Origin of the sequence: Pantoea agglomerans, from assembly GCF_020149765.1 — a bacterium.
GTDB classification, from domain to species: Bacteria; Pseudomonadota; Gammaproteobacteria; order Enterobacterales; family Enterobacteriaceae; genus Pantoea; species Pantoea alvi.
This window is the reverse complement of sequence record NZ_CP083809.1, coordinates 744,761-766,786: the sequence shown is the minus strand read 5'-3', so window position 1 is coordinate 766,786 and position 22,026 is coordinate 744,761. Positions and strand designations below refer to the sequence as shown.

Here is a 22,026-nt window from a genome sequence, read left to right as displayed (position 1 = left end):
TTTAAGCTTATGCGCTGCTAAAAGGGCCAGAAGGTTGGCGTGCTTTTACTTCGCGGTCGGGCGCAGCGCCGGGAAGAGGATCACGTCGCGAATGGTATGGCTGTTGGTGAACAGCATAACCATACGGTCGATGCCGATGCCCAGACCCGCCGTCGGCGGCAGACCGTGCTCCAGCGCCGTCACGTAATCTTCGTCGTAGAACATCGCTTCGTCGTCGCCTGCATCTTTTGCGTTAACCTGCTGCTGGAAACGCTCCGCCTGATCTTCCGCATCGTTCAGCTCGGAGAAGCCGTTGCCGATTTCGCGGCCGCCGATAAAGAACTCAAAGCGATCGGTAATTTCCGGGTTCTCGTCGTTGCGGCGCGCCAGCGGCGACACCTCTGCCGGGTACTCGGTAATGAAGGTCGGCTGAATCAGGTGCGCTTCCGCCGTCTCTTCGAAAATCTCCGTGACTACGCGGCCCAGGCCCCAGCTCTTCTCGACCTTGATGCCGATAGCACTGGCGATCGCCACCGCTTTATCGAAATCATCCAGATCCGCCAGATCGGTTTCCGGGCGGTACTTTTTGATCGCTTCGCGCATGGTCAGCTTCTCAAACGGCTTGCCGAAATCGAACTCCTGGTCGCCGTAAGGCACCCTGGTGGTGCCGAGAACATCTTGCGCCAGCGTGCGGAACAGGCTTTCGGTCAGTTCGATCAGATCTTTGTAATCCGCATAGGCCATATAGAGTTCCATCATGGTGAACTCAGGGTTATGGCGCGGCGAGATGCCTTCGTTGCGGAAGTTACGGTTGATTTCGAAGACGCGATCGAAACCGCCCACCACCAGACGCTTCAGGTAAAGTTCCGGCGCGATACGCAGGTACATATCGATATCGAGCGCGTTGTGATGGGTGATAAAGGGACGCGCGGAGGCGCCGCCTGGGATCACCTGCATCATCGGGGTTTCAACTTCCATAAAGTCGCGGCCGACCATGAACTGGCGAATGCCGGCCATGATCTGCGAACGAATTTTAAAGGTGTTGCGCGACTCGTCGTTGGCGATAAGGTCCAGATAGCGCTGACGGTAGCGGGTTTCCTGATCGGCCAGGCCGTGGAACTTGTCCGGCAGCGGACGCAGCGCTTTGGTCAGCAGACGCAGCTCGTGGCAGTGAATCGACAGCTCGCCGGTTTTGGTTTTGAACAGCTTGCCGCGCGCGCCGAGGATATCGCCGAGATCCCACTTCTTGAACTGCTCGTTATAGAGGCCTTCCGCCAGATCGTCGCGCGCCACGTAGAGCTGAATGCGGCCGCCCACGTCCTGCAGGGTAACAAACGACGCCTTGCCCATAATGCGGCGGGTCATCATACGACCGGCGACGCTGACCTCGATGCCGAGATCTTCCAGCTCTTCGTTGCTCTTCTCGTCATACTGCGCGTGCAGCACGTCCGAGGTGGCGTCACGGCGAAAATCGTTAGGAAACGCCACGCCGTTTTCACGCAGCGCGCTGAGTTTTTCGCGACGCGCTTTCAGTTCGTTATTTAACTCAAGGGCGGCATCAGCGCTCTGCGGTTGTTGTTCAGACATGTCGGTTCCTTATAGCCCTGCTTTTAAGCTTGCTTCAATAAAACGGTCAAGATCGCCATCCAGCACCGCCTGCGTGTTGCGGGTTTCAACGCCGGTGCGCAGATCTTTAATGCGAGAGTCGTCCAGCACATAGGAGCGGATCTGGCTGCCCCAGCCGATGTCGGACTTGTTATCTTCCAGCGCCTGCTTCTCAGCATTTTTCTTTTGCATCTCAAGCTCGTACAGCTTCGCCTTCATCTGCTTCATCGCCTGATCTTTGTTTTTATGCTGAGAGCGGTCGTTCTGACACTGGGTCACCGTGCCGGTCGGAATATGGGTGATACGCACCGCGGATTCCGTACGGTTAACGTGCTGACCGCCCGCGCCCGACGCGCGGTAGACGTCAATGCGCAAATCCGCCGGGTTGATGTCGATATCGATATCGTCATCCACTTCCGGATAGACAAACGCAGAGCTGAATGAGGTGTGGCGGCGGCCGCCGGAGTCGAACGGACTCTTGCGCACCAGGCGATGCACGCCGGTTTCGGTGCGCAGCCAGCCAAAAGCGTAGTCGCCGGAAATGCGCACGGTGGCGGATTTCAGACCGGCCACTTCGCCTTCTGATTCTTCGATGATTTCGGTTTTAAAGCCTTTGGATTCGGCCCAGCGCAGATACATGCGCAGCAGCATGCTGGCCCAGTCCTGCGCTTCGGTGCCGCCGGAACCGGCCTGCAGATCGATATAGCAGTCGGCGCTGTCATATTCGCCGGAGAACATACGGCGGAACTCCAGCTCACCCAGCTTGCTCTCCAGCGTGTCGAGTTCGGCAACGGCTTCGTTAAAGGTCTCTTCGTCGTCCGCTTCCACCGCCAGCTCCAGCAGCCCTTCCACATCTTCCAGGCCCTGCTGCATCTGATCGAGCGTGCTCACTATCGCTTCCAGCGACGAGCGCTCTTTGCCCAGCGCCTGAGCGCGTTCAGGCTCGTTCCAGACGTCTGGCTGCTCCAGTTCGGCGTTTACTTCTTCGAGGCGTTCTTTCTTAGCATCGTAGTCAAAGATACCCCCTAAGAACGGCGCTGCGCTCGGTGAGGTCCTGGATGCGGTTTTTAACCGGATTAATTTCAAACATGGCTTCGGGTCTTTTCGCTGAATGTCGGGATGGAAACCCCGCAGTCTAACTGAAATAGCGGTGAGATTGTAGGGTTTCAGTCGCGCGCCAGCGGCGGCGGATCGGCAGCCGATCCGCCATAAAGGCGCGTTAACTCAGCGGCCAGAGGTGATCGATAATCAGCTGCACCGAGCGATTGCCGCGGTATTCGTTGATATCGAGCTTAAAGGCCAGCTCTACCTGACGCACGCTGTTGTCGGGCCAGAGGGTGGTGTCGACGTTAAAGGCGATGCCGTCAATCAGCGGCCCGCCGCCGAGCGGCTCCAGCATCATCTTCAGATGCCGTTCGCCGACCAGACGCTGCTGCAGCAGCTTGAATTTGCCGTCGAAGGCGGGCTCGGGAAACGCCTGTCCCCAGGGGCCCGCCTCACGCAGCAGCTCGGCGGTCTGCAAGCTGAACTCGCCCGGCTGCAGCGCGCCGTCTGACCAGATCACGCTCTGCAGCGACTCTTCGCTCAGCCACTCGCCCAGCAGGTCGGCGAAGCGCTGGCGGAACGCCTCAAACTGCGCCTCCTCCAGCGACAGGCCCGCCGCCATGGCGTGGCCGCCGAACTTCAGCATCATGCCGGGATAGAGCGTATCGAGCCGCTCCAGCGCGTCGCGCAGGTGCAGGCCGGGAATCGATCGTCCGGAGCCTTTTAGGGTGCCGTCGCCCGCCGGCGCAAAAGCGATAACCGGGCGGTAAAAGCGCTCTTTCAGCCGCGAGGCGAGAATACCGACCACGCCCTGATGCCACTCGGGATGGTAAAACGCCAGCCCCAGCGGCAGCTCGGTCTGCTGACGCTCCAGCGTCTGGCAGAGCGCCAGCGCCTCGCTCTGCATGCCCTGCTCAATCTCTTTGCGCGTCTGATTGAGCGCATCAAGCTCATTAGCCAGCATGCGCGCCTGGGTAATATCGTCGGTAAGCAGCAGCGCCACGCCCACTGACATATCGTCGAGCCGTCCCGCCGCATTCAGGCGCGGGCCGAGGGCGAAGCCAAGATCGCTCGCCACCAGCTGGCGCGCGTCGCGGTTGGCGATCTCCAGCAGCGCGCGAATACCGGGACGGCATTTCCCGGCGCGAATGCGGCTCAGCCCCTGCCACACCAGAATGCGGTTGTTGACGTCGAGCGGCACTACGTCGGCGACGGTGCCGAGCGCCACCAGATCGAGCAGCTCCGCCAGATTTGGCTCCGCGCGCGTGGCGCCAAACCAGCCCAGCTTACGCAGGTGCGCGCGCAGCGCCATCATCAGGTAAAAGGCGACGCCGACCCCCGCCAGCGCACGCGACGGAAACGCGCAGTCGCGCAGGTTGGGGTTCACTATCGCCTCCGCCTCAGGCAGGGTTTCGCCGGGCAGATGGTGATCGGTGACCAGCACCGGAATGCCGTGCTGATGGGCGCAGGCGACGCCGCTGTGGGATGAGATACCGTTATCCACCGTCAGGATCAGCTGCGCGCCGCGCGCGCGCGCCTGCTCGACCACTTCCGGACTCAGGCCGTAGCCGTCGTCAAAGCGGTTAGGCACCAGATACTGTACGTTGTGGCCGCCCATGCTGCGCAGCGCCAGCACCGTCAGCGCGGTGCTGGTGGCGCCGTCGGCGTCGAAATCGCCAACCACCATAATGCGGCGTCCGTCGAGCAGCGCCTGATGCAGCAGCTCCACCGCCGCATCCAGCCCGCTCAGCGAGGTGAAAGGCAGCAGATGCTTCGCGCCGCGCTCCAGCTCAGCCGCGCTACGCACGCCGCGCTGCAGATAGAGTCGTTTAAGCAGCGGCGGCAGATCTGCCGGAAGCTGGTCCTCGACGCCGATCTCGCGCCGCCGCAGTTCTACTGATTTAATCACCGCCAATTAGCCACCGCGCTTCTGCTGATCCAACACCTGCTTCAGCTCCTGCGGCCCCTGATAGCCCGGAATCATCATGCCGGAGTCGGTCAGGATCGCCGGGGTGCCCTGAATGCCGTAGAGAATGCCCAGCTTGTAGTGCTGGTCGAGGTCGATCTTGCAGCTGTCCGGCGCGCCCATCTGCGGCGCGTTGCCCTTCATCGCTTCGTCGAACGCTTTGTTGCGATCGGCGGCGCACCAGATCGCCTTCATGCTGTTTTCCACCTGGCCGTGCAGCCCTTCACGCGGGAAGGCGAGATAGCGCACCGTAATGCCCAGCGCATTGTAGTCAGCCATCTGCTCATGCAGCTTGCGGCAGTAGCCGCAGGTGATGTCGGTGAAAACGGTAATAACGTGCTGCTCTTTTGCCGCCTTATAGACAATCATCTGCGGCGCCAGCGCCTCGACCTTTTTGTCGAGCAGCTGATTGGTGACGTTCACCGGCTGCGCGCCGCTAACGTCGTAGAGCGGCCCCTGGATCATATGCTTGCCATCTTCGGTGACGTAAATTACGCCGCTTTCCGTCAGCACGGTTTTAAATCCCGGCAGCGGTGACGGTACGATTTCCGTTTGCTTCAGACCCAGCTTTTTCAGCGACTGCAGGATCGCGCCGTCATCGGCCTGTGCCACGCTGCTGAAGGCGCCAGCCAACAGGGCCAGCAGGAGAAATTTCTTCATCTTCTTTCCTTAATGTCCGCGTCAGGCGCGCGGATGATGCTGTTGATGCAACTGACGCAGCCGCTCGGTAGCGACGTGCGTATAAATTTGCGTGGTCGAGAGATCGCTGTGTCCCAGCAACATCTGTACGACACGCAGGTCAGCGCCGTGGTTCAACAAATGGGTGGCGAAGGCGTGCCGCAGCACGTGCGGCGACAGCTTTTCGCTGTCAATGCCCGCCAGCACGGCGTAGTGCTTGATGCGGTGCCAGAAAGTCTGGCGCGTCATCTGCTGCGCCCGGCTGCTGGGAAACAGCACGTCCAGCGTCTGGCCGTTAAGCAGCCAGGGGCGGCCATGTTCAAGGTAGTGCTCCAGCCAGTAAACGGCCTCTTCGCCCAGCGGTACCAGCCGCTCTTTGTTGCCTTTACCGATAACGCGCACCACCCCCTGACGCAGGCTGACGTCGCTCATGGTCAGCCCGACCAGTTCAGAGACGCGCAGCCCGGTGGCGTAGAGCAGCTCCAGCATCGCCTTGTCGCGCAGCTCCAGCGGAATCTCGGTGCTGGGCGCCTGCAGCAGCCGTTCCACCTGCGCCTCACTGAGGTCTTTCGGCAGCCGCTGGGGCAGCTTCGGCGCGGAAAGCAGCGTGCTGGGATCGTCGCTGCGCAGCTTTTCGCGGTAGAGATACTGAAAGATGCGGCGCATGGCGCTGAGCAGCCGCGCCGAACTGCTGGCTTTATAGCCGCCTTCCAGCCGTTCGGCGAGAAACTGCTGCAAATCTGCCGTTTGCAGCGTCAGCAGCGTCAGCCCGTGATGGCTCAGCCAGTCGGTCAGCGTTTTTAAGTCCTGACGGTATGAGGACAAGGTATTTTGCGCCAGATTGCGTTCAATCCAGAGCGCATCCAGAAACTGTTCTGTCAGGTCACTGTCTTGCACGGTATCCCCGCCTTGAGGTGAAATCGTGCTCATTATGCCTGATTCCGCCCTGCTTCTGATACAATTGCGCCAAAGTCAGTCTTAATCCGGGCATTATCTGCATGAAAATTGGTCTTTTTTACGGCTCAAGTACCTGCTATACCGAAATGGCCGCAGAGAAAATCCGCGACTTTATTGGTGCTGAACTGGTCGCGCTGCACAACGTGAAAGATGACGATCCGCTGCTGATGGAGCAGTACGACCTGCTGATTTTAGGCATTCCGACCTGGGATTTCGGCGAGCTGCAGGAGGACTGGGAAGCGATCTGGCCGCAGCTGCCGACGCTTAATCTGCGCGGTAAAATCGTCGCGCTCTACGGCATGGGCGATCAGCTTGGCTATGGCGAATGGTTTCTCGACGCGCTCGGCATGCTGCATGAGCTGCTGCAGCCGATGGGGGTAAAATTCGTCGGTTACTGGCCGGTAGACGGTTATGAATTTACCAGCCCGAGGCCGCTTAGCGCCGACGGCACGCAGTTCGTCGGCCTGGCGCTGGACGATGTGAATCAGTTTGACGTCACCGATGAGCGCATCGAACAGTGGTGCGAGCAGATCCTGACCGAGACCGCCGCGCTGCTGTAGCCACCGGCTTACGAGTTTTAGCCGCGCTGATGTAGCGGCCAGCTTACCGGTTTTAGCCGCGCTGCCATAGCGGCCAGCTTACCGGTTTTAGCCGCACTGCCGTAGCGGCCAGCTTACCCGTTAGCCGCGCGGCCGAGTAAGCGGGCGCGGAGCGCTCGCCACCGGGCGTCCGGCATCATATCCTGCAGCAGCCACAGTCTGAGCGTCCGCCCCTTCTCACTACGCAACACCAGCAGCGCCGCGCCCGGTAGCCAGCGAATCGGCCCGGCGATGCGCCAGCGCCCGCCCTGCCAGCGCCAGCTGTCATCACTTTTATGCTGTAGCATTCCGCGCCGCTGCGCCAGACGGCACTGCTGCTGCCGACACTCGCGCAGCATCAGCAGCAAAAGCGGGAGTTTTATCAGCCAGAAAAAGGCGGGCAGCGGCGCAGCTGCCACAATCAGCAGCGCACCTGACGCCAGCACGCCGTGCAGCAGGCGCGCCAGCCGCGACGGCCGCAGCTTACATTGCCACGGGGCCGCGTTCACGGTTGCGCTGCTGGATCAGCTGCACAATGCGCTTCAGCTCCGGATCGGCCGGTTCACCGTGATTCATCATCCAGTTAAAGAGATCGGGGTCGTCCGCCTTGAGCAGCGCGACAAACGCCTGTTTGTCGGTGTCGTTGAGGCTGTCATATTCATATTTAAAGAAGGGCATGATGGCGACATCCAGCTCCAGCATGCCGCGACGGCAGGCCCAGTGAATGCGCGATTTGTCATGAATATCCATATGTGTTTTTCCGCGGTTCAGAGAGTGCGGCTAGTGTAACCTGGTTTTATCACGCCTGCCGAGGCGCGTTGCGGTGCTGTGCGATACGCCGCACGCCACCGCCCGTCGTGAGCAAACCGACTCGCGATTTGTGCGCCTGATTCGGTAAACCGGTTGCAAAGCCAGTGCGCTCTTTTAACATTGTGTTCAGGACTCACCTTTTAATCAGGACAGCCAATGCCTATTTTCAGCTTACCGCCGCGCCAGCCCGTGGCCGCCTCTCGCCTGCCGTTAACCCTGATGTCGCTGGACGGCTGGGCGCTGGTATCGGTGCAGGGCGCCGACAGCACCTCTTATCTGCAAGGCCAGCTTACCCTGGACGTCGCCGCGCTGGGCGCGGATCAGCATCGCCCGGCGGCGCACTGCGACGCTAAGGGCAAAATGTGGAGCAATCTGCGCCTGTTCCATCGCGGCGAAGGTTACGCCTATCTGGTGCGCCGCGAACTGCGCGACACGCAGCTGGCGGAACTGAAAAAATATGCGGTGTTTTCGAAAGTAACGCTGGCGCCGGATGATGACGCGGTGCTGCTTGGCGTCGCCGGCTTTCAGGCGCGCGCAGCGCTTACCAGCCTGTTTGACGCCCTGCCGGACAGCGACCATCCGGTGGTGCAGCAGGCGGAGAGCACGCTGCTGTGGTTCCCTACGCCCGCGGAGCGCTTTCTGATCGTGACCACGCGCGAGCAGGCTCAGGCGCTGCAGCAGAAGCTGGCCGGCGACGCGCAGCTCAACGACAGCGCGCAGTGGCTGGCGCTCGATATTGAAGCGGGCATCCCGGTGATCGAGCCGGCGACCGCGGCGCAGCTGATCCCGCAGGCCGCTAACCTGCAGGCGCTCGACGCCATCAGCTTTAAAAAAGGCTGCTATACCGGCCAGGAGATGGTGGCGCGCGCTAAATTCCGCGGCGCCAACAAGCGTGCGCTGTACTGGCTGGCCGGGCAGGCGAGCCGGGTGCCTGCGGCGAACGATTCGCTGGAGCTGCAGATGGGCGAGCGCTGGCGTCGAACCGGTACGGTACTGGCCGCCGTTCAGCTTGACGATGGCGAGGTGTGGGTACAGGTGGTAATGAATAACGATCTGGAACCAGAGAGCGTGCTGCGCGTAGAGGGCGACGAAGGCGGACGGCTGCTGATTCAGCCGCTGCCCTATTCGCTGGAGGAGTAGCGTCTGGCCGCGGCCCTCTTCCGCCGCGGCGAGTTACATCACGTAAAAGTAGATAGCACAGAAGTGGCAGGCGCTGCCGCCCAGCACAAAGGCGTGCCAGATAGCGTGGTTATAAGGTATGCGCCGCGCCACATAGAAAATAACACCGAGCGAATAGATAATACCGCCCAGCGCCAGCAGCCAGATGCCGCCCGGCAAGAGCGTCAGCGCCAGCTGGTAGATCACCACCAGCGACAGCCAGCCCATACAAAGATAGGTCACCAGCGACAGCGCCTTGAAGCGGTGCGCGATGGTGAGCTTAAAGATAATGCCCGCCAGCGCCATCCCCCAGATGACCACCATCAGCCCATGCGCCAGCGGCGACTTTAGCCCCACCAGCAGAAAAGGGGTGTAGGTGCCGGCGATCAGCAGATAGATGGCGCAGTGATCGAGCTTTTTCAGCCAGCGTTTGGCGCGCTGCTGAGGAATGGCGTGATAGAGCGTCGAGGCGAGAAACAGCAGGATCATGCTGCCGCCATAGAGGCTGTAGCTGGTGATGGCAATGGCGTTGGCACCGGCTTCAGTCGCCTGTACCAGCAGCAGCACCAGACCGACTATACCGAACAGGCAGCCGAGACCGTGGCTAATGCTGTTGGCGATCTCTTCAGCAAGCGAGTAGCCCTGGACGGCTAAGCGATTATTCATTATGGCGCGTTCCTGAACGTGATGTGTGGATTTTCTGACCACCAGCATACTCGGAAAATTTTGAGAGTACACTTGTACGCTAAAATTAATCTGTGAGTGGGTGTTACCGTCCGCGCAGCGCAAATCTGATACACTGCGCGCAGATCCATTTTCTATGAGCGCGCCCGCAGATGTTCTCTCATCACGACCTTGCCAGCCTGAATGACCTTGAGATGCAGGTTTATCACTACATTATCAAGCACCCGGAAAGCGTCAGCTATATGACCATCCGCGAGCTGGCGGAACGGGCGGGCGTTTCCACCACCACCGTGCTGCGTTTCTGCCGCAAGATGCAGTGCGACGGCTGGTCGGAATTTCGCATTCGTTTCCGGCTGGCGCAGCAGCAGGCGCAGCCCGCGCAGGCCAACGTCGGCGTCAGCGAAATGCTGAGCTTTTTCAAAAGCATTAATAACGACGAATTCAGCGAGCTTATTTCCCGTGCGGCGGAGATGATTAATCGCGCCGAACAGATTTTCTTTATTGGCGCAGGCACGTCGGGCAGCCTGGCGAAATATGGCGCGCGCTTTTTCTCTAACGTCGGAAAATTTAGCCACTATATCGACGATCCCTATTATCCGGTAAGCGGAAATCTGGATGAAAATACGCTGGCGATACTGCTTTCCGTCTCCGGCGAGACGCCGGAAATATTGCGCCTTGCCAGCCAGTTCAGCCTGCGGCACTGTCAGACCCTGGCAATCACCCACTCCGAGAGCAGCTCGCTGGCGAAAATGAGCGATTTCACCCTGGCTTACCATGTGCCGGTAATTCGCCTGAGCGACAACTGCGATATCACCACGCAGGTGCCGGTCATGTATATTCTCGAAGCTATTGGCCGCCTGCTGAATAAATAAAACAGGCTGTTTTACCGGCGTAACATATTACCTCAGCGCGCCGGTGTTATAGCGTGACTTCCTTTTTTGCTTTGCTACACTCGCGGCAAGATTTATTTCGCTGAGAGGGACGTATGCATAACGAATCAGGCTTTCCGCAACACTTTTTATGGGGCGGCGCGGTGGCGGCGCATCAGGTCGAGGGCGGTTGGGACCAGGGCGGCAAAGGCGTCAGCATCGCCGACGTGCTGACCGGCGGCTCACACGGCGTCAGCCGCGTTATCACCGACGGCGTGCAGCCGGGCAACCACTATCCCAACCATCAGGGCGTGGAGTTTTACTCGCGCTATAAAGAGGATGTTGCGCTGTTTGCCGAGATGGGCTTTAAGTGTTTTCGTACCTCTATCGCCTGGACGCGCATCTTCCCCAATGGCGACGAGCAGACGCCGAACGAGGCGGGCCTGCAGTTTTACGATGACCTGTTCGACGAACTGCTTAAATATGGCATCGAGCCGGTTATCACCCTCTCCCACTTCGAGATGCCTTTTCATCTGGTGAAAGAGTATGGCGGCTGGCGCAGCCGCAAAGTGGTGGATTTCTTTGTGCGCTTTAGCGAGGTGGTAATGCGTCGCTATCAGCATAAAGTGAAATACTGGATGACCTTTAACGAGATCAATAACCAGCGCAACTGGCAGTATCCGTTGTTTGGCTACTGCTGCTCCGGCGTGGTGTTTACCGAGCACGAGAAGCCGGAAGAGGTGATGTACCAGGTGATGCATCACCAGTTTGTCGCCAGCGCAAAAGTGGTCAGCCTTGGCCACGCCATCAATCCCGATTTCCAGATCGGCTGCATGATCGCCATGGTGCCAATTTATCCGTACTCCTGCCATCCTGACGACGTGATGCTGGCGCAGGAGGCGATGCATCAGCGCTATGTCTTTAGCGACGTGCAGATGCGCGGCGCCTGGCCGGCCTACACCCTGAAAGAGTGGGCGCGCAAAGGCTATCAAATCCAGATGGAAGCGGATGACGCCGAGACGCTGCGCAACGGCTGCACCGATTATGTCGGCTTTAGCTACTATATGAGCAACGCGGTAAAACACGACGCCAGCGGCGTTGACGATCCCATTACCGGCTTTGACGGCGTGGTAAAAAATCCGCACGTCGGCGCCTCCGACTGGGGCTGGCAGATCGATCCGACCGGGCTGCGCTATGCGCTGAACGTGCTCTACGAGCGTTATCAGAAGCCGCTGTTTATTGTCGAAAACGGCTTTGGCGCTATCGATAAAGCGAATGAGAACGGCGTGATTGAGGATGACTACCGCATCGACTACCTGCGCGCGCATATCGCCGAGATGAAAAAAGCGGTGGCGCATGACGGCGTCGAGCTGATGGGCTATACGCCGTGGGGCTGCCTCGACTGCGTCTCGTTCACCACCGGCCAGTACGATAAGCGCTACGGCTTTATCCACGTCAATAAAAACGACGACGGCAGCGGCGATTTCGCCCGCTCGCGCAAGAAGAGCTTCGGCTGGTATCAGCAGGTGATCGCCAGCAACGGCGAAACCCTCTGATTCTCGCCAGGCTGCGCCGGACGGGCGCGGCCTGGCGGTCAGCGGCCGCCGGCGACGTCGATAAAGGTGCCGGTAATATAGGAAGCCGCCTCGCTCGCCAGCCAGACAATCGCTTCGGCAACCTCTTCCGCCTCTCCGCCGCGCCCCATCGGGATAATGCCTGCCGTGGCCGCCACGCGATCGACGCGTCCCGGCTCGCCGCCGTCGGCGTGCATCTCGGTATAGATAAAGCCGGGCCTGACGCTGTTGACGCGGATGCCCTGCGCCGCCACCTCCAGCGATAACCCTTTTGTCAGCGAATCCATCGCCCCTTTCGACGCCGCATAGTCGACATATTCTCCCGGCGCGCCAAGACGCGACGCGGCGGAGGAGACGTTAATAATCGATCCGCCCAGGCCGCCGTGCTGCGTGCCCATGCGCTTTACCGCTTCGCGACAGCAGAGAAAGGCGCCGGTCACGTTGGTGGCAAAGACGCGCTGCAGCCGTTCGGCGCTGAGATCCTCAACCCGACACTGCGTAAAGAGGATGCCCGCGTTGTTGACCAGCACGCCGAGCGGTATCGCCTCCGCGTCCAGCCGCTGAAACAGCGCCATTACCTGCGCCTCCTCTGCGATATCCGCCTGTACGGCAAAGGCGTCGCCGCCCTGCTCGCGGATCTGCGCTACCACCTGCTGCGCCTCTTCCGCGCGCTTCAGATAGTTGACCGCCACGCGGTAGCCCTGCTGCGCCAGCTTTAGCGCCGTCGCGCGGCCAATTCCCCGGCTTCCGCCGGTCACCAGAGCCAGTCTCATATTTTCTCCATAAAAAAGGGCCGGATAAGCGGCCCTTGATAGCAGTGTTGCGTGGCGTTTACTGATAATCGCTCATCGGCACGCAGGAGCAGAACAGGTTGCGATCGCCGAACACGTCGTCGAGGCGCTTCACCGTCGGCCAGTATTTATTGTCGCTGCCTGCCGGGAAAACCGCCAGCTCGCGGCTGTAGGGGTGATTCCACTCGCTGACGATTTCGGTCTGGGTATGCGGCGCGTTCACCAGCGGGTTATCGTCCGCCGGCCATTCGCCGTCGGCTACCCGGTCAATCTCCATGCGGATAGAGAGCATCGCGTCGATAAAGCGATCCAGCTCGATTTTGCTCTCAGATTCGGTCGGCTCCACCATCAGGGTGCCGGCGACCGGGAACGACATGGTCGGCGCATGAAAACCGTAATCGATAAGACGCTTGGCGATATCCAGCTCGCTGATGCCGGTCTGCTCTTTCAGCGGGCGAATGTCGAGAATGCACTCATGCGCCACGCGGCCGTCGCGGCCGGCATAGAGAACAGGATAGGCTGACTGCAAACGGCTGGCGATATAGTTGGCGTTAAGAATCGCGACCTGACTGGCACGCTTCAGACCTTCGGCCCCCATCATGCGAATATACATCCAGCTAATCGGCAGGATAGAGGCGCTGCCAAACGGCGCCGCCGATACCGCCCCCTGCTGCGTCAGCATCTCCTCGATCTGCACCACGCTGTGGCCCGGCACAAAGGGCGCCAGGTGCGCCTTCACGCCGATCGGCCCCATGCCCGGGCCGCCGCCGCCGTGCGGGATGCAGAAGGTTTTATGCAGGTTGAGGTGCGACACGTCCGCGCCGATATAGCCCGGCGTGGTAATGCCTACCTGGGCGTTCATATTGGCGCCGTCGAGATAAACCTGACCGCCATACTGATGCACGATCTGGCACACTTCACGGATGGTCTCTTCATAGACGCCGTGCGTTGAGGGATAGGTCACCATAATGCAGGAGAGCTGCTCGCCAGCCTGCGCCGCTTTTTCGCGCAGGTCACCGAGGTCGATATTACCCTGCTTGTCGCAGGCCACCACCACCACTTCCATACCCGCCATCTGTGCTGAAGCGGGGTTAGTGCCGTGCGCGGAGCTGGGGATCAGGCAGAGGTTGCGCGTCCCTTCGTTGCGGCTTTCGTGATAGCGACGGATCGCCAGCAGGCCAGCGTATTCGCCCTGCGCGCCGGAGTTTGGCTGCATGCAGAGCGCGTCATAGCCGGTGAGCTGCACCAGCCACTGCGACAGCTGGCCGATCATCTGCAGATAGCCCGTGGCCTGCTCCGCCGGGCAGAACGGATGCAGTTCGGCGAACTCCGGCCAGGTGATGGGGATCATCTCAGCGGCGGCGTTCAGCTTCATGGTGCAGGAGCCGAGCGGGATCATCGCCTGGTTCAGCGCCAGATCCTTTTTCTCCAGGCTGTGCATGTAGCGCATCATCTCCGTTTCACTGTGATAACGGTTGAAGACCGGATGGGTCAGGATGGCGCTCTGGCGCTGCAGCGCGGCGGGGATCGCCTGGCTGTCGGCCGCGACGGCGGCGTCCAGCTTATCGATATCCTGGCCGTGCTCATCGCCCAGCAAAATGGCGAACAGCGCCTGCACATCTTCACGGCGCGTGGTTTCGTCCAGCGTGATGCCGACCGCGTGATGAATATCGCTGCGCAGGTTAACGCCGAAGCTCTGCGCGCGGCTGAGCACCGCGCCTTTGTCCTCAACCTCGACCGTCAGGGTGTCGAACCAGCTGTTGTGGCGCAGCTTCAGCCCGCCGTTTTGCAGCCCGGTTGCCAGAATGGTGGTGAGACGATGGATGCGGGAGGCGATGCGCTTCAGCCCTTTCGGACCGTGGTAAACCGCGTAGAGGCCAGCGATATTGGCAAGCAGCACCTGTGAGGTACAGATGTTCGAGTTCGCCTTTTCACGGCGGATATGCTGCTCGCGCGTCTGCATCGCCATGCGCAGCGCGGTATTGCCCGCGGCGTCGCGCGACACGCCGATAATGCGGCCCGGCATTGAGCGCTTGTGCTCGTCGCGGCTGGCGAAAAAGGCGGCGTGCGGCCCGCCGTAGCCCATCGGCACGCCGAAGCGCTGCGCCGATCCAAACACGATATCTGCGCCCTGCTTGCCGGGCGCTTCCAGCATCACCAGCGCCATAAAGTCCGCCGCGACGCTGACCACGACTTTGCGGTTTTTCAGCTCGGCGATCAGCGCGCCGTAGTCGTGCGCTTCACCGGTGGTGCCAACCTGCTGCAGCAGCACGCCGAACAGCTCTTCGTGCTCCAGCGCTTTGTCGGCGCGGTCGATAATCAGCTCGAAGCCAAAGGTCTCGGCGCGGGTGCGCACCACGTCCAGCGTTTGCGGATGGATATCGTCCGCGATAAAGAATTTACCGGCGTTTTTAAGCTTGCTGACGCGCTTCGCCATCGCCATCGCTTCCGCTGCCGCCGTGGCTTCATCCAGCAGCGAGGCGGAGGCGACGTCCAGACCGGTTAAATCGAGCGTCACCTGCTGAAAGTTAAGCAGCGCCTCCAGGCGGCCCTGCGACACTTCCGGCTGATAGGGGGTATAGGCGGTGTACCAGCCCGGGTTTTCCAGCATATTGCGCAGGATCACCGGCGGCGTGACCACCGCACTGTAGCCCATGCCGATCCAGGATTTAAAACGCTGATTCTGACTGGCGATCGCTTTAAGCTCGGCCAGCGCCTGCTGCTCGGTCGCCGCGTCGCCGACTGCGGGCGGGCCAGGCAGCTGGATGTCGGCAGGCACAATGGCGCCGATCAGCGCGTCCAGCGAGCTGGCGCCGATCGCCTCCAGCATCAAAGCCTGTTGTTCCGGCGAAGGGCCGATATGGCGTTCAATAAAGGCGCCGTTGTGTTCGAGCTGGCTCAAAGTCTGGGTCATTTGCAGTCAATCCTGAATCGGGCTGGAGTACAGAGAAAGCAAGGGATGAAAAGCGGCCAGCGAGGCCTGGCCGCCCTGTTGCTTATTCGTCGATGGAGGCTTTGTAGGCGTCCGCATCCAGCAGCGAATCGAGTTCGGATTCGTCGCTGGGTTTGATTTTGAACAGCCAGCCAGCGGCGTAGGGCTCGCTGTTGACCAGCTCTGGCGCGTCGCCCAGCGCGTCATTAACGGCGACGATCTCGCCGCTGACGGGGGCATAAATATCGGACGCGGCTTTGACCGATTCCGCGACGGCACACTCTTCGCCAGCGGCGTAGCTGTTGCCGACCTCCGGCAGATCGACAAAGACCATGTCGCCCAGCAGCTCCTGAGCGTGCTCGGTGATGCCGACGGTAAAGGTGCCGTCCGCTTCCTTACGCACCCACTCATGGCTGTCACGGTATTTCAATTCGTTTGGCACATTGCTCATCGCCCTTTCTCCTGAAAATAGATTACTGAACCGGCTTGCCGCCGCGTACAAAAACAGGTTTGGTTACTTTTACCGGCAGTTCACGCTGGCGGATCTCGACGATAGCGTTTTCGCCAATTCCGGCCGGCACGCGCGCCAGCGCGATGCTGTAGCCGAGCGTCGGCGAAAAAGAGCCGCTGGTGATAACGCCCTGCTGCAGCTGGCCCTGCTCATCGGTAAAGCGCACCGGCTGGCCGCCGCGCAGCACGCCTTTCTCCGTCATGATCAGGCCAACCAGTTTTTCTGTGCCTCTCTCACGCTGCATCTCCAGCGCTTCGCGCCCGATAAAATCGCGATCGGCCGGCTCCCAGCAGATGGTCCAGCCCATATTGGCCGCCAGCGGCGAGACGCCTTCGTCCATCTCTTGCCCGTAAAGGTTCATGCCCGCTTCCAGACGCAGCGTGTCGCGCGCGCCCAGTCCCGCTGGCTTTACGCCCGCTGCCAGCAGCCCCTGCCAGAAATCGGCGGCCGCAGCGGCAGGCAGCGCAATTTCATAGCCCGCTTCGCCGGTGTAGCCGGTGGTGGCGATAAACAGGTCGCCGGCCTGTACGCCGAAAAAGGGCTTCATCCCGGCCACCGCGTCGCGCTGCGCCGCGCTAAACAGCGTCTGCGCCTTCTGCTGCGCCTGCGGTCCCTGCACGGCGATAAGCGCCAGATCGTCGCGCTCGGTCAGCGCCACGCCATAGGCCTGAGCGTGCTCGCCAATCCATGCCAGATCTTTCTCGCGCGTTGCCGAGTTGACGACAAGACGAAAGAAGTCTTCGGTCATAAAGTAAACAATCAAATCGTCGATGACGCCACCAGAGGCGTTCAGCATGCCGGTGTAGAGCGCTTTGCCGGGCTGCGTCAGGCGGGCAACGTCGTTCGCCAGCAGATGCCGCAGAAAGTCGCGCGTCTGGGCGCCGTGCAAATCGACGATAGTCATATGCGAAACGTCGAACATGCCGGCGTCCTGACGCACGGCGTGGTGTTCGTCTATTTGCGAGCCGTAGTGCAGCGGCATCATCCAGCCGTGGAAGTCCACCATGCGGGCGCCGCAGGCCTGATGCTGTTCAAACAACGGAGTGTGCTGAGTCATAACCATCCTGTCGCGAAGCGGGTAAGTTTCGGGCGGGCGTTAGCCTGCTGAGCGCCCGACGCAAACGTTCTCTTTTCCCTGACGTTATCATTGAAAAGACGATTTAACCATAAGCTGTACAGGGTCGAATTGAAGCATGTCTTTTAAGGGGTGCGCAAAGGCAACAGCATAATTAACTGTGTTTTTGTGATTTGCCACGCAGGAAAGAGGCGCATCACCGTTATGCGCAGCAAGATAATCAGCAATGGCGCGCAAAATGTTAACAACCTGCCCGGCGGGTCAGCACATCGGATAACTAAAACTAATGCGATGAAGGGGGTGAAATTAGAATAAATCAAACGAGGCTCGCTCAGGGTGCAGCCCCGCTCCTTTTTGGTGCAAAGGGATCCAAAAGGCGTAAAAAAGCCAGCGCAAGGCTGGCTCAGGTAACGCAGCGCGCGGCTTAGCGCAGCCAGGCGGGCATATCGTGCAGCCCCATCGCCTGACGCAGCATCGCGGGTTTGACGCCCGGCAGCGTATCCGCCAGCTTCAGCCCCAGATCGCGCAGCAGCTTCTTCGCCGGATGGGTACCGGCAAACAGCTCGCGAAAGCCCTGCATGCCCGCCAGCATCAGCGCCGCGCTCTGTTTGCGGCTGCGCTCGTAGCGACGCAGATAGAGATGCTGGCCGATATCCTTGCCCTGCTGGTGCAGGCGGCGGATTTCGCCAATCAGCTCCGCCGCGTCCATAAAGCCGAGATTGACGCCCTGCCCCGCCAGCGGGTGGATGGTATGCGCGGCGTCGCCTACCAGCGCCAGCCGGTGCGCCGCGAAATTGCGAGCATAGCGCGCCATCAGCGGGAAGGATTTACGCTCGCTCTCCAGATGGCAGAGGCCGAGGCGCATATCAAACGCCACTGCCAGCTGCTGATTAAACAGCGCCTGCGGCATGCTCGCCAGACGGCTCGCCTCCTGCGGCGACAGCGACCAGACGATAGAGCTCAGGTGCGGATCCTGCATCGGCAAAAATGCCAGAATGCCGTCGCCGTGGAAAACCTGGCGCGCCACCGCGTCATGGGGCAGCTCGGTGCGAATATTCGCCACCAGCGCATGATGATCGTAATCCCAGAAGGTTAAGGGGATATCCGCTTTATTGCGCAGCCAGGAGTTGGCGCCGTCGGCGGCAATCAGCAGGCGCGCGGTGAGCATCTCGCCATTCTCCAGGGTGACGAAGGCTTCGTTTTCGCCGAACGCCACCTGCTGCAGCTGCGAGGGTGCCATAAGCGTCACGTCACTGCAGCGGCTGGCGCGCTGCCAGAGCGCGCTGTGGATCGCCGGGTTTTCCACAATATGTCCCAGATGGGTCAGCCCCTGCCGATCGTCGTTGAAGCTGATAGCGCCGAAACTGTCGCGATCCCACACCTCCATGCCGTGATAGGCGCTGGCGCGCCGCGCCAGAATATCGGACCAGACGTCCAGCTTCTGCAGCAGCCGCTCGCTGGCGGCGTTGATCGCCGACACGCGCACCGACGGCGGCGCGCTGACGTCAAACTGCGGCTCCGCCGTTTTTTCCAGCACGGCGACGCGCAGCCCGCTGCCCTGCAAACCGCAGGCGACCGCCAGTCCTACCATGCCGCCGCCGGCGATAACCACATCAAAACTTTGCATCGGTGCCCCTTAGTTAACGCTTAACCCAGCCAAGCGTGCGCTCGGCCAGTTGATTACGCAGCCACGGCAGATGATCCATCGTCATCAGCCCCAGATTTCGTCCCGCCACCAGCGGCGCGTAGCGGTTAGCGAACAGCCGCACCAGCCCGTCGGTAATGCCGATCGTCGCCGCGCGATCGGGCTGACGGCGCTGCTGATAGCGATGCAGAACCCCATAACTGCCTGGATCCTGCTGCTGGCGATGCGCGGCCGCCAGGGTTTCCGCCAGCGACATAACGTCGCGCAGCCCGAGGTTAAAGCCCTGTCCGGCGATCGGGTGCAGCGTTTGCGCCGCGTTGCCCACCAGCGCCAGACGATGCGACACCTGCTGCCCGGCGCTTTGCAGCGCCAGCGGATAGCTCTCGCGCTGGCCGCATTGGGTAAAGCGCCCCAGTCGCCAGCCAAACGCGCGCTGCAGCTGCGCCAGAAATTCGCTGTCGCTCCAGCGCTCTACTTCTGCGCGCGCCGAGAGCGGATGACACCATACCAGCGACAGGCGATTGTCCGACATCGGCAGCAGCGCCAGCGGGCCATGTTCGGTGAAGCGCTCAAAGGCGCGTCCCTGATGCGGCAGCTGCGTAGAGACGTTGGCGATGGTCGCCAGCTGCTGATAATCCTCGCGCTGCCACTGAATGCCGAACGAGGCAGCAAGCGGCGAGCGAGAGCCGTCTGCGGCCACCAGCAGCGCGCCCTCCAGCTGTTCGCCCCCCTCCAGCGTTACCTGGACGCTATCCTGGCTGCGCTGCGCGTCGATAACGCGCGCCGGACAGCGTAGCGTTACGCCCGGCGCGCTTTTCAGCCGCTCGAACAGCTGCCGGCCTACGGCAAAAAGCTCGACGACGTAGCCGAGCGCCGGGATCTGATAGGTTCCGGCCTCCAGCGTGACGAAGCCAGCATGGCCGCGATCGGAGACGTGGATATCGGTAATCGGCGTGGCGTACTTTTCAATGCTGCGCCAGAGATCGATATCGATCAGCTGCTGACGGGTGCCGGCGGCCAGCGCGATGGCGCGGCTGTCATACCCTGGATGGGCGCGGCTGTCGGGCGCGCTGTTCTCAATCAGCGTGACCGGCAGCTGCCCTTGCGTAAGGTGGGAAATGGCCAGCGCCAGCGTCGCGCCGGTCATGCCACCTCCGGCGATAATAACCCTCATGGCTGACGCGCCGCTGCCATCAGCGCCTCGATTGCATCCGCGTCCTTGACCACGCTGTCGGTGAGATTCTCATTGCCCGCTGCGGTGATCAGGATGTCATCTTCGATGCGAATGCCGATGCCGCGATAGGCCGCAGGCACATCGGCATCCGGTGCGATATAGAGCCCCGGCTCCACGGTCAGCACCATCCCCGGCTCCAGAATGCGGTCGCGCGACGGGGTGCCGTAGTGGCCGACGTCATGCACGTCGAGACCCAGCCAGTGGCTCAGGCCGTGCATAAAGAACTGGCGATGCGCCTCTTCGGCGATCAGCGTTTCGACGTCGCCCTGCAGAATGCCCAGCTCCACCAGGCCGCTGACCATAATGCGCACCACCTCCTCATTAACGTCACGAATGCTGACGCCGGGACGGAAGAGCGCCAGCGCTTTTTCAAGCGAGGCGAGCACAATGTCGTAAATGGCGCGCTGGGGCGCGCTGAATTTGCCGTTGACCGGGAAGGTGCGGGTAATATCGCCGGCGTAGCCGTGGAATTCGCAGCCCGCGTCAATCAGCACCAGATCGCCGTCGCGCAGCTCGCTCTCATTTTCGGTGTAGTGGAGGATACAGCCGTTTTCGCCTGAGCCGACGATGGTGTTATAGGAGGGAAAGCGCGCGCCGTGGCGGTTGAAGACGTAGTGGATTTCGCCTTCCAGATGATACTCGAACAGGCCAGGACGGCACGCCTCCATGGCGCGGGTATGCGCCAGCGCGCTGATTTGCCCGGCGCGGCGCAGGAGCGCTATCTCCTCTTCATCCTTGAACAGACGCATTTCATGCACCCAGGGACGCCAGTCGGTGAGGGTCGCCGGCGCGCTGAAATTCTGGCGAAAGCCGCGGCGCAGTTTATCCAGCGCCGCGAATACCAGCGCATCCGCTTCCGCATATTCACCCTGCGCGTGATAGACCACGTCCAGCCCGTTCAACAGCAGATGCAGCTGCTGGGCGATATCTTCCCAGGGCAGCGCGCGATCGACCCCCAGCTTTTCAGGGGCGGCATCCTGACCCAGCCGACGGCCGAACCAGATCTCCGCCGTGAGGTCCCGCACGCGGTTGAACAGCACGCTATGATTGTGGGTCTCGTCGCTTTTTATCAGCACCAGCAGCGCCTGCGGCTCGTTGAAGCCGGTGAAATACCAGAAGTCGCTGTTCTGCCGGAAGGGATATTCGCTGTCGTTGCTGCGGGTCACCTCCGGCGCGGCAAAGATCAAGGCGGCGCTGCCGGGAGCCATTTTCGCCAGTAGCGCCTGGCGACGCTGCTGGAACCTGTCCAGAGAAATCATGTTTGCACTCCCTGTAGAAACGGGCGCGCTCGCGCCCTGAGATATCTGGCTTAGTGTAGCGTCGGTTTTTTCACTTCGGGGGCGGTAGGCTTCGGGCGCGTGAAGGTATCGTGGCATAGCAGCGCCGCCACGCGCACATATTCAATCACCTCTTCCAGCGACTGCTCCAGCTCTTCCTGGTCTTCATCTTCATCATAGCCGAGCTGGGCGATGGTGCGCAGATCGTCAATCGCTTCGCCGGTTTCACCGGTGACTTTCTCCAGCTTCGGCTGCGTGACGCCCAGGCCGAGCAGAAAGTGGTTAACCCAGCCCGCCAGCGCGTCGGCGCGGTCGAAGACGCTGATATCGTCGTCGTCCGGCAGCATCAGCTGAAACAGGTAGCCTTCCTCTTCCAGCGTATCGGCGGTGCTGTCGCGCAGCGCCTGAAGCGGCAGCGCCAGCCCCTGAGAGAACGCCATGCCTTCATTGGTCAGATCGTGCACCAGCGTTTTCCAGCTGGCGTCCTGATTGCCGCCGCACAGAATGCCGCTAAGCAGGCCATGCATTTCTGCTGGCGTCATCCCCACGCCCTGTTGAGAGAGCGCCGAAGCCAGCGCGTTGTAATCGGGGGTTGCGTTCTGTAAAGACATAAGTATTCGTCGTCGTTGGCAGAATAAGTTCGTGTTATGCTACCACTA

General features: G+C 60.9%; 20 protein-coding genes. 4 read left to right on the top strand and 16 right to left on the bottom strand.

Annotated features, from left to right (window positions below):
- Window positions 1-45: 45 nt before the first annotated feature.
- The 5 genes from lysS to xerD form a co-directional block, all read right to left on the bottom strand.
- Window positions 46-1,566: a lysine--tRNA ligase gene (gene lysS, locus LB453_RS06165; protein WP_103794784.1), complete on the bottom strand. Its 1,521-nt coding sequence runs from the start codon at window positions 1,564-1,566 to the stop codon at window positions 46-48.
- Between the two features lie 9 nt (window positions 1,567-1,575).
- A protein-coding gene (prfB, locus tag LB453_RS06160) for a peptide chain release factor 2 (RefSeq protein ID WP_103794783.1) occupies window positions 1,576-2,674 on the bottom strand; the annotation gives its coding sequence in 2 pieces (ribosomal slippage) (window positions 1,576-2,598 and window positions 2,600-2,674; 1,098 coding nt in all).
- 129 nt (window positions 2,675-2,803) lie between these two features.
- Window positions 2,804-4,537: a single-stranded-DNA-specific exonuclease RecJ gene (gene recJ / locus LB453_RS06155; RefSeq protein WP_103794862.1), complete on the bottom strand. Its 1,734-nt coding sequence runs from the start codon at window positions 4,535-4,537 to the stop codon at window positions 2,804-2,806.
- 6 nt (window positions 4,538-4,543) lie between these two features.
- On the bottom strand, window positions 4,544-5,254 hold the full coding sequence (gene dsbC / locus LB453_RS06150; RefSeq protein WP_103794782.1) for a bifunctional protein-disulfide isomerase/oxidoreductase DsbC: 711 nt from the start codon (window positions 5,252-5,254) through the stop codon (window positions 4,544-4,546).
- 21 nt (window positions 5,255-5,275) lie between these two features.
- Window positions 5,276-6,202, bottom strand: a complete 927-nt coding sequence (gene xerD / locus LB453_RS06145; protein WP_374044266.1) for a site-specific tyrosine recombinase XerD — start codon at window positions 6,200-6,202, stop codon at window positions 5,276-5,278.
- Window positions 6,203-6,270: 68 nt separating this feature from the next.
- Between xerD and fldB the strand changes: the two genes are divergently transcribed.
- Window positions 6,271-6,789, top strand: a complete 519-nt coding sequence (gene fldB, locus LB453_RS06140; protein ID WP_103794781.1) for a flavodoxin FldB — start codon at window positions 6,271-6,273, stop codon at window positions 6,787-6,789.
- A 113-nt stretch (window positions 6,790-6,902) separates the two neighbouring features.
- On the opposite strand, the gene LB453_RS06135 is transcribed toward fldB, so the two are convergent.
- Window positions 6,903-7,316, bottom strand: a complete 414-nt coding sequence (locus LB453_RS06135; protein WP_103794780.1) for a protein YgfX — start codon at window positions 7,314-7,316, stop codon at window positions 6,903-6,905.
- On the bottom strand, window positions 7,291-7,557 hold the full coding sequence (gene sdhE / locus LB453_RS06130) for an FAD assembly factor SdhE (protein ID WP_103794779.1): 267 nt from the start codon (window positions 7,555-7,557) through the stop codon (window positions 7,291-7,293). The genes LB453_RS06135 and sdhE overlap by 26 nt, the downstream gene beginning before the upstream one ends.
- A gap of 216 nt (window positions 7,558-7,773) precedes the next feature.
- On the opposite strand from sdhE, the gene ygfZ reads away from it, so the two are divergent.
- The gene (gene ygfZ / locus LB453_RS06125; RefSeq protein WP_103794778.1) at window positions 7,774-8,757 is read left to right on the top strand and encodes a tRNA-modifying protein YgfZ; all 984 of its coding nucleotides are present in this window, start codon (window positions 7,774-7,776) and stop codon (window positions 8,755-8,757) included.
- A 33-nt stretch (window positions 8,758-8,790) separates the two neighbouring features.
- On the opposite strand, the gene trhA is transcribed toward ygfZ, so the two are convergent.
- Entirely contained in the window at window positions 8,791-9,441 is a 651-nt protein-coding gene (gene trhA, locus LB453_RS06120) for a PAQR family membrane homeostasis protein TrhA (RefSeq protein WP_103794777.1), read from the bottom strand.
- 170 nt (window positions 9,442-9,611) lie between these two features.
- Between trhA and LB453_RS06115 the strand changes: the two genes are divergently transcribed.
- Both LB453_RS06115 and LB453_RS06110 read left to right on the top strand, forming a co-directional pair.
- Entirely contained in the window at window positions 9,612-10,331 is a 720-nt protein-coding gene (locus LB453_RS06115; RefSeq protein WP_103794776.1) for a MurR/RpiR family transcriptional regulator, read from the top strand.
- Between the two features lie 113 nt (window positions 10,332-10,444).
- A complete protein-coding gene (locus LB453_RS06110) occupies window positions 10,445-11,884 on the top strand; it encodes a 6-phospho-beta-glucosidase (protein WP_103794775.1) in 1,440 nt (479 codons plus the stop codon).
- 38 nt (window positions 11,885-11,922) lie between these two features.
- Here the strand turns inward: LB453_RS06110 and LB453_RS06105 are convergent, their stop codons facing one another.
- From LB453_RS06105 to LB453_RS06070, 8 genes are all read right to left on the bottom strand, one after another.
- Window positions 11,923-12,675: an SDR family oxidoreductase gene (locus LB453_RS06105; protein WP_103794774.1), complete on the bottom strand. Its 753-nt coding sequence runs from the start codon at window positions 12,673-12,675 to the stop codon at window positions 11,923-11,925.
- Window positions 12,676-12,733: 58 nt separating this feature from the next.
- A complete protein-coding gene (gene gcvP, locus LB453_RS06100) occupies window positions 12,734-15,607 on the bottom strand; it encodes an aminomethyl-transferring glycine dehydrogenase (protein WP_103794773.1) in 2,874 nt (957 codons plus the stop codon).
- A gap of 82 nt (window positions 15,608-15,689) precedes the next feature.
- Window positions 15,690-16,076, bottom strand: a complete 387-nt coding sequence (gcvH, locus tag LB453_RS06095) for a glycine cleavage system protein GcvH (protein ID WP_103794772.1) — start codon at window positions 16,074-16,076, stop codon at window positions 15,690-15,692.
- A gap of 22 nt (window positions 16,077-16,098) precedes the next feature.
- Window positions 16,099-17,193 (bottom strand): glycine cleavage system aminomethyltransferase GcvT, encoded by a 1,095-nt coding sequence (gene gcvT, locus LB453_RS06090; RefSeq protein ID WP_103794771.1) that lies wholly within the window; start codon window positions 17,191-17,193, stop codon window positions 16,099-16,101.
- Window positions 17,194-17,635: 442 nt separating this feature from the next.
- Window positions 17,636-18,838, bottom strand: a complete 1,203-nt coding sequence (ubiI, locus tag LB453_RS06085; protein ID WP_103794770.1) for an FAD-dependent 2-octaprenylphenol hydroxylase — start codon at window positions 18,836-18,838, stop codon at window positions 17,636-17,638.
- A gap of 13 nt (window positions 18,839-18,851) precedes the next feature.
- Window positions 18,852-20,030 carry a 2-octaprenyl-6-methoxyphenyl hydroxylase gene (gene ubiH / locus LB453_RS06080; RefSeq protein ID WP_103794769.1) on the bottom strand — a complete coding sequence of 393 codons (1,179 nt, stop codon included), beginning with the start codon at window positions 20,028-20,030 and terminating at the stop codon, window positions 18,852-18,854.
- Window positions 20,027-21,349, bottom strand: a complete 1,323-nt coding sequence (gene pepP, locus LB453_RS06075) for a Xaa-Pro aminopeptidase (RefSeq protein WP_103794768.1) — start codon at window positions 21,347-21,349, stop codon at window positions 20,027-20,029. Before pepP ends, ubiH begins: the two co-directional genes overlap by 4 nt.
- A 50-nt stretch (window positions 21,350-21,399) precedes the next feature.
- Window positions 21,400-21,978: a YecA family protein gene (locus tag LB453_RS06070; protein ID WP_103794767.1), complete on the bottom strand. Its 579-nt coding sequence runs from the start codon at window positions 21,976-21,978 to the stop codon at window positions 21,400-21,402.
- Window positions 21,979-22,026: the final 48 nt, after the last annotated feature.

Coding starts and splice junctions, on each gene's coding strand:
- LB453_RS06070 (WP_103794767.1), bottom strand. CDS start 21,978: ATGTCTTTACAGAACGCAACCCCCGATTACAACGCGCTGGCTTCGGCG.
- pepP (WP_103794768.1), bottom strand. CDS start 21,349: ATGATTTCTCTGGACAGGTTCCAGCAGCGTCGCCAGGCGCTACTGGCG.
- ubiH (WP_103794769.1), bottom strand. CDS start 20,030: ATGAGGGTTATTATCGCCGGAGGTGGCATGACCGGCGCGACGCTGGCG.
- gcvH (WP_103794772.1), bottom strand. CDS start 16,076: ATGAGCAATGTGCCAAACGAATTGAAATACCGTGACAGCCATGAGTGG.
- xerD (WP_374044266.1), bottom strand. CDS start 6,202: ATGAGCACGATTTCACCTCAAGGCGGGGATACCGTGCAAGACAGTGAC.
- ubiI (WP_103794770.1), bottom strand. CDS start 18,838: ATGCAAAGTTTTGATGTGGTTATCGCCGGCGGCGGCATGGTAGGACTG.
- dsbC (WP_103794782.1), bottom strand. CDS start 5,254: ATGAAGAAATTTCTCCTGCTGGCCCTGTTGGCTGGCGCCTTCAGCAGC.
- trhA (WP_103794777.1), bottom strand. CDS start 9,441: ATGAATAATCGCTTAGCCGTCCAGGGCTACTCGCTTGCTGAAGAGATC.
- fldB (WP_103794781.1), top strand. CDS start 6,271: ATGAAAATTGGTCTTTTTTACGGCTCAAGTACCTGCTATACCGAAATG.
- gcvT (WP_103794771.1), bottom strand. CDS start 17,193: ATGACTCAGCACACTCCGTTGTTTGAACAGCATCAGGCCTGCGGCGCC.
- LB453_RS06110 (WP_103794775.1), top strand. CDS start 10,445: ATGCATAACGAATCAGGCTTTCCGCAACACTTTTTATGGGGCGGCGCG.
- LB453_RS06105 (WP_103794774.1), bottom strand. CDS start 12,675: ATGAGACTGGCTCTGGTGACCGGCGGAAGCCGGGGAATTGGCCGCGCG.
- lysS (WP_103794784.1), bottom strand. CDS start 1,566: ATGTCTGAACAACAACCGCAGAGCGCTGATGCCGCCCTTGAGTTAAAT.
- sdhE (WP_103794779.1), bottom strand. CDS start 7,557: ATGGATATTCATGACAAATCGCGCATTCACTGGGCCTGCCGTCGCGGC.
- ygfZ (WP_103794778.1), top strand. CDS start 7,774: ATGCCTATTTTCAGCTTACCGCCGCGCCAGCCCGTGGCCGCCTCTCGC.
- gcvP (WP_103794773.1), bottom strand. CDS start 15,607: ATGACCCAGACTTTGAGCCAGCTCGAACACAACGGCGCCTTTATTGAA.
- LB453_RS06115 (WP_103794776.1), top strand. CDS start 9,612: ATGTTCTCTCATCACGACCTTGCCAGCCTGAATGACCTTGAGATGCAG.